This is a genomic window from Micromonospora sp. SL1-18, from assembly GCF_047921505.1.
Classification (GTDB): domain Bacteria; phylum Actinomycetota; class Actinomycetes; order Mycobacteriales; family Micromonosporaceae; genus Micromonospora.
The window spans coordinates 1-4,471 of sequence record NZ_JBLROA010000142.1 but is presented as its reverse complement, the minus strand read 5'-3'; the positions used below and the strand labels follow the sequence as shown (position 1 = coordinate 4,471).

4 protein-coding genes are annotated in these 4,471 nt (G+C 65.7%); all 4 read right to left on the bottom strand.

What is annotated here, in order from left to right; all coding sequences use genetic code 11:
- Positions 1-184: 184 nt before the first annotated feature.
- From ACNAW0_RS29965 to ACNAW0_RS29950, 4 genes are read right to left on the bottom strand one after another with little or no spacing between them, the layout of a single operon-like run.
- Positions 185-760, bottom strand: a complete 576-nt coding sequence (locus ACNAW0_RS29965) for a GTP-binding protein (protein ID WP_416291403.1) — start codon at positions 758-760, stop codon at positions 185-187.
- Between the two features lie 18 nt (positions 761-778).
- The gene (locus ACNAW0_RS29960; RefSeq protein ID WP_416291402.1) at positions 779-1,141 is read right to left on the bottom strand and encodes a DUF742 domain-containing protein; all 363 of its coding nucleotides are present in this window, start codon (positions 1,139-1,141) and stop codon (positions 779-781) included.
- Positions 1,142-1,168: 27 nt separating this feature from the next.
- The gene (locus ACNAW0_RS29955; protein ID WP_416291401.1) at positions 1,169-1,567 is read right to left on the bottom strand and encodes a roadblock/LC7 domain-containing protein; all 399 of its coding nucleotides are present in this window, start codon (positions 1,565-1,567) and stop codon (positions 1,169-1,171) included.
- Positions 1,564-3,927 (bottom strand): nitrate- and nitrite sensing domain-containing protein, encoded by a 2,364-nt coding sequence (locus tag ACNAW0_RS29950; RefSeq protein WP_416291400.1) that lies wholly within the window; start codon positions 3,925-3,927, stop codon positions 1,564-1,566. Before ACNAW0_RS29950 ends, ACNAW0_RS29955 begins: the two co-directional genes overlap by 4 nt.
- Positions 3,928-4,471: the final 544 nt, after the last annotated feature.

Sequence of the window (4,471 nt, the reverse complement as noted above, 5' to 3'; positions counted from 1 at the left end):
ACAACGAGCAACTAGTAGGAAGCAGAATCGGTACAGGATCCACCGCAAGGAACGAATGCGATCAGAGAACCTTCTCGGCCTCCCGTGGGCTGGTGACCCACAAACACGTTCTGGTCACCAGCCCAGGGAATCAGGGCCATCGGCCCCTCATTAGTACCGGATGTTCCGGCATCCCGATTAGGGGCTACCGTTGAAGGCCGCTGCTTGCCGCAGTGGCCCGCAGGCGGGACATGGCGTGCTGGACCAGCTGGATCAGGGTGTCCTTGCTGGACGTGCGATCTCTGGCGTCGCACCACAGCAGCGGTACGTTTGACTGCAGCTCCAGCGCCGACCGAACCTCCGCCTCAGTATAGAGGCACTCACCGTGGAACCGGTTGACGGCGGCAACGAAGGGGATTTTGCGCCGCTCGAAGTAGTCGATGGCGGGGAAGCTGGTGTCCAGCCTCCTGGTGTCCACCAGCACGATCGCGCCGATGGCGCCCTGCGCGAGCTCGTCCCACATGAACCAGAATCGGTCCTGCCCCGGCGTGCCAAACAGGTAGAGCACGACATCGGGTGAGATGGTGATACGTCCGAAGTCGAGGGCAACCGTCGTGGTCGTCTTTGCCTCGACACCGGCGACATCATCGACGCCGACGCTGGCCTCTGTCAGCACCTCCTCCGTGGTCAACGGCGAGATTTCGCTGACCGATCCGACCAAGGTGGTCTTGCCGGTGCCGAAACCGCCCGCCACAACGATCTTGACCGACTTGCGATCCACGTTTATCAGCCCCTGTGGTTAGAGTCGTTGAAGGCCGGCGAGCACTGTCTCGAGCAGTTGACGGTCGGCGACCTGTTGCTGTGCCGGCATGCCGATCCCGAGGAACCGCTGTTCGACCAGCACATCCACCATCACCTTGGTGATGGTGAGCGGGCGGTCCAGGTAGGCAGCGATCTCAGCAATCGACATCCAGTTTGTGCACCGGGCAACGATCTCCCGGTATTCCGGCTCCAACGCTGAGGTGTTGGCCGACAGGGCGACCACCTGGGTTGCCAGGTCCAGATTGGTGTTGCGCGGACTCGTCCGCCCGTTAACGAGGATGTAGAGCGGAACAAGCCCTGCGGACTCCGCCTCGTCGCCGCCGAACCACGTGTCAGTCATGGCGCTTGCCAAATTGAGCGTTGGACATCACAGGTTCGCCCTAGCCTCGGCGCCAAGGTACTCGCCGAGGCGGGTCACAAGGCGGCTCATCTCGTAGGCGACCGTGCCCATATCGACGCTTTGCTCGCAGAGAACGGCCAGGCGGGCGTTCATCCCCGCGGCGGCGATGAACATGGTCTGGCCGGTAAATTCGATGATGACCTGTTGCACCACCCCGCCGTCGAAGCGGCGGCCCATGCCCGCAGCGACGCTATGTAGCGAGGAGGCGCCAGCGGCCAGCACATCTGCAGCATCCGCCGGCAGCGTCGTGGATTTCTGGATGACCAGCCCGTCAGTGGACAGCACTACGGCGTAGACGACGCTGGGAACCCTTACCAGATCGTCCAACATCCAGGCCAGGTCATTCTGTGATGTCGAGTTGGTCACGCTTTCCTGCCTTGGTTATCTTTGGTCGAGTCGGGGATGCCCGCTGCCTTACCGGCCGCCCACGCCTGTTGGTAGCGACTGAGCCGGTCCCGAGCGTCCTCGGGCGACCGCACGGAGACCGCCGCCGCCGTGGTACCGGTGGAGGACAGGTCGTCGCGCAGCTCAGGCGCCAGATGCTGTTGAGGTTGCCGGTGGGGCAACGGCGGCCTGGCAGCGGCCTGCGAGCTGGGCGGGCCGCCGCCAAAGGCGCCTGCAACGGACGATTCTGGTTGCCGAGGAATGGCCGCCCGGCCGGTCGTCTGATGGTCGCCCATCATGCTGCCCGTGCGTTCGGACACCCGGACCTCGCCGGAGTAGGAACCGGATGCCGCCGGGGCCGCACCGTTTGGCAGCGTCGCGATCGCAGCGGCTGGCAACGCGGCGGCTGGGCGCATCTCGTGATGCATGGCGCCGCCGCCCGGCTGCTGAACGGGGCTGGGCGTCACCGGCGGCTGGCCGCCGGACTCCGGGCGCTCGGCTGCCGCATCGCCGGCGATTACGCGATCCGGCAGCAGGACGATCGCCAGCACTCCGTCGTACGCCGAGGTGCGCAGAGTCACCTGGATGCCGTTGCGGTTGGCCAGCTCCGCGACCACGTACAGACCAACCTGCGCGCCATCCTTCAGGGCCGTGACGTCCGGCGTAGGCGCTGTGGCCAGCAGCTCGTTCGCGTGCTCCATGACGTCCGGCCGCAGGCCGACTCCGGCGTCCTCGATCTCCACGGCGACGCCGTGTGCGGCCTGGGTGCAGGTCACCGAGACAGTGGCGGCCGGAGGGGAGAACGCGAGCGCGTTGTCCAGCAGCTCAGACAGCAGGTGGATCGTGCCGGCCACCGCCTGACCGACGATCGCCACGTCGGGCGCGCTGCGTAGCACGATGCGCTGGTAGTTCTGCGTCTCCGCGAATGCCGCCAGCAGCACCCTTCGCACGGGCACCGGATTCTGGAATCGACGGCCGATCTGACCACCCGCCAAGATCAGGAGGTTTTCCAGGAACCGCCGGGTCTGCGCAAACTGATGATTGACGTCGAACAGCTCCGCCAGCAGTTGCTCGTCGCCGGTGCGGTTTTGCAGGCCCTCGATGACCTTCATACCGTGTTGAAGCGGCCGCTGCGGACGGCGCGCAACACCCATCAGCATTGCCATACCGGCCGCCCGGGTCTTGGCCTCGTCGATCGCCGCAGCCGCCGCAGCCTGCAGCGACCGGTTAATGACCCCGGCCATCTGGCCGATCTCGTCGCTCCCGTAGTCCTGGAACGGAAACTCCATCGCGAGATCGACCTTCTCGCGCCGGCGCAACCGCTCCATCATCGCCGGCAGTCGCTGGTCCACCACGGCTGCGGCGTCCTCGCCCAGCTTCGCCAGCCGGACCGGGATTTCCCGCGACTGCCGAAGCGCCCACAGGATCGCGGCGGCCGCGATGGACAGCGCGATCAGGCTTGCAAGCGACGCGGTCAGCAGTTGGTTGTTACCGGTCTGCAGGGCCTGGGCAGACACAATGTCGGCCTGCGTTACGGTCAGATCAATCAGCTTGTCCGAAACCTGTCGGGTCAGCGTCTCCCAGCGGGCCTGGGTAACGGATAGCCCACGCGGAATGCCGTTCTGCCGCGCGCCGGCGGTGATGATCGCATTCTCCGCAGCGACCAGCTCCCGCCAGGGATCACTGGCGGTGAGGGTCTCGTAGCGCATGCGCGCGTCTGGTTGCAGGTGCGGCGCAATGTTGGTCAGACTGGCGTGGTACGCGCCCACCAGGTTCACGAACTCGAGGTGGACCTGCTGACCGAACGTCCGGGATGCGAGCGCGCCGTCGATTCTCGACCCCGCCCGGGACATCAGGTCGGTGGCCCGGAACGCCTCGACAGCCGCGATCCCGCCCTGGGTCGACGTCACGTCGGGTACGACCCGGGCTTGGGTGTCAAAGAGGGTGGTTGCAGCGTCGAGCAGACCGTTGTAGAACTCGTAGACGTCTTGCTGGTTGGTCGATCGCGAGTCGATCGTGCTGCGCTGGCTTGGAAGCTGGTCCAGGAATCCCGCCAGCGCCTGCCAACGGAGCACAATCGACTCTGGGGCGTTGGCCAGGGCGGAATCGGTTGCGGCGCGCATCGTGGACAGCCGCTCGTCGGCCAGTTTCCGCTGGTCGACCAGTTTCCGCAAATCACCTGACGGCTGCGCCAGGTAGGAGATGCTCAGCCGCCGCTCTTGCTGGATCGAGGTCAACGCGGCCACTGCCGGGATCGACACGCTCCGGACCGAGACGGCGACCGCCCTTGTATAAAAACCTTGAAATACGAGGTACCCGGATGCCACGAGCCAGAGCATCATGACGACGATACTGGGGATAAGTACCAGCCGAATGACGTGCCGTCTGATGGACTTCTGCCGACCACGGCGCCGGCCCGACACCGTCGACTGATCGCGACTTTCCGAATCAGGCTGCTTACCCGCACGGTCGGCCTTTGAATGCGCCAACTTCTAATCCAATCGAGGGGGGAGCCAAACAGGACCAACTGGGCGAACGCTACTGGCCCACACCGATGTGCGGCAACCCTACCGGTCTGTCCGCTCTGGCTCTACCCGGCCGCCCGCCCGCGTGCTGCACCTACCCACCCTCCGCGTGACCGGCGGCAGGGTGCGCGCCGACGTCGCGTACAGCCACCCGGTGCCGAAAGCCCGGAGCGCCGGTCACACGGTCGCGTTCGGCGTGGACTGGGGCCTGAACACTCTCCTCAGCGCCGGGGCCCTACGACTTGAAGATGACGGCCGGATCACCGCGTTGGGGGCTGGTGGCCAGTTCCGGGCCAACGATCCCGGAAACCCAATCCGACTCAGGATCGCATAGCTGGCCAGAGACGCTTGACCCTCACGC